The following is a 1,730-nucleotide window of genomic DNA, read 5'->3' as shown; positions in this document are numbered from 1 at the left end:
GCGGCATATACTTGCCTCAGGTCACACGGTTAAAGGTGCGGGAAGGTGCGTCATGCCGGATCGGTCAAGACCGTCTCGGCGAGCCGGACGGGCCTCGGGGGTTCGCCTCAACGGTGGGGAGGGAGCCTCGCTCGAGCGGGCGCGCGAGCGGTTCTTCACCGCTGGGATTTCTGCTGAGACCAGCGAGCCCGGTGGGGTGCGGGATCCGATCCGCGAGTCGTGGATGCGGTCGCGGCGGTGGGCGGTGGCCGCGGACAGCCCCGAGCCCCTCCCCGCCGCGTCGGACCTCGACGCACCTGTCGTGCGCGCGGCCGAACCGGTCCTGTGCCAGCTCGCCGACCGCCTGGCCAGGCAGGCCGTCAGCGCGATCGTCACCGACGCGAACGGTCTGGTGCTCGTGCGGTGCACCGGCGACGCCGCGTTCGAACGCCGGCTGGACCGCGTATCGCTGGTGCCCGGATTTAGTTACGCCGAGCGGTTTGTCGGCACCAACGGCATCGGTACCGCTCTCGAGGAGCACAGGCCGGCGCACGTGTTCGGTCAGGAGCACTACGCGGAGCCCTTCGGCGAGTTCGCCTGTGCCGGTGTTCCCCTGCGTGATCCGGCGACGGGGCAGACGCTCGGCCTGTTCGATCTCACCTGTCCGCGCCGGGATGCCGGGCCGCTGCTGACGGCCACGGCGGGCATGGTCGCCAACCAGATCCAGGATGCCTTGCTCCTCGCCGCGCCGGGGCACGACCGGGAACTGATCTCGCTTCGCGAGGCTGATACGGCGGAGTTGCGCAGGCTGCTGATGGCGGAGCGCGAGCAGCGGGAACTGGCCGAGACGATGCACCGGGTCGTCGTCGAGACCACCAGGGCGGTGACTCCCCCGGAGATCCTCGGGCGGGTCATGACGGCGGCCGCCACGCAGCTTCCGTGCGAGGCGGCGTGGGCGCTCGCCCGGGAGCCGTGCGGAACGTTGCGGGTCGTGGCGGTCTACGGCCAGGTGGATCTCCGGGCGGTCGGGGCGATGGTCGTCCCGCTCCCGGCCTCCCCGCTGCTGCTGGCGTTCCATGGTGGTGGGATGATCGGGCCGCACCGGACGCTGCCGGAGGTGCTCCCCGGCCAGCGGTACCCGGTGGGCAGTTGGCTGGCCGTGCCGGCCCTGTGCCGGCCGGCCCCCACCGTCGTCGTTCTGATCGCTTCGCGGGCCGCTGGTGGTTACAACCCCAGGCAGGCTCGTCTGGCCTATGCCGTGCTGGGCCAGGCGGCGACGGCCTGTGAGAACGCCTACCTGTTCGAGGAGACGCAGCGGCTCGCGGACAGTGATCCGCTGACGGGGCTGGCGAATCGGCGTCACTTCTTCGATGAGGCCGATGCTTTGGCTCGCAGGCATCTGCACACCGCGCGGCCGCTGGCCGCCTTTATGATCGATATTGATCATTTCAAGCAGGTCAATGACGGTCACGGCCATGCTGTGGGCGACACGGTTCTTGCCGAGGTCGCTCGGCGCGTGCAGGGCACGTTGCGCCCACAGGACATCGTCGGCCGTATCGGCGGCGAGGAGTTCGCGGCCGTGCTGGGCTGCCCGGCTGCGACGGCGAGTGTTCTCGCCGAGCGGCTTCGGCAGGCTGTCGGGGCCAGCCCGGTGGCTACCGCCGACGGTCCGCTCCCGGTCACCGTCAGCGTGGGGGTGGCGATGCTGAGCCCGGACGATGCCGGGCTTGGCGACCTGCTCATCCGCGCCG

General features: G+C 70.8%; 1 protein-coding gene. It reads left to right on the top strand.

Annotation, left to right across the window (positions count from 1 at the left end; all coding sequences use genetic code 11):
- Positions 1–52: 52 nt before the first annotated feature.
- Positions 53–1,730, top strand: a 1,678-nt coding sequence (locus AC08OP_RS03265; RefSeq protein WP_476612832.1) for a GGDEF domain-containing protein, incomplete at its 3' end; no start/stop codon positions are given.

The sequence above is a fragment of the Frankia sp. CeRuru1 genome (genome assembly GCF_977966315.1).
This window is presented reverse-complemented; position numbering and strand designations above follow the sequence as displayed.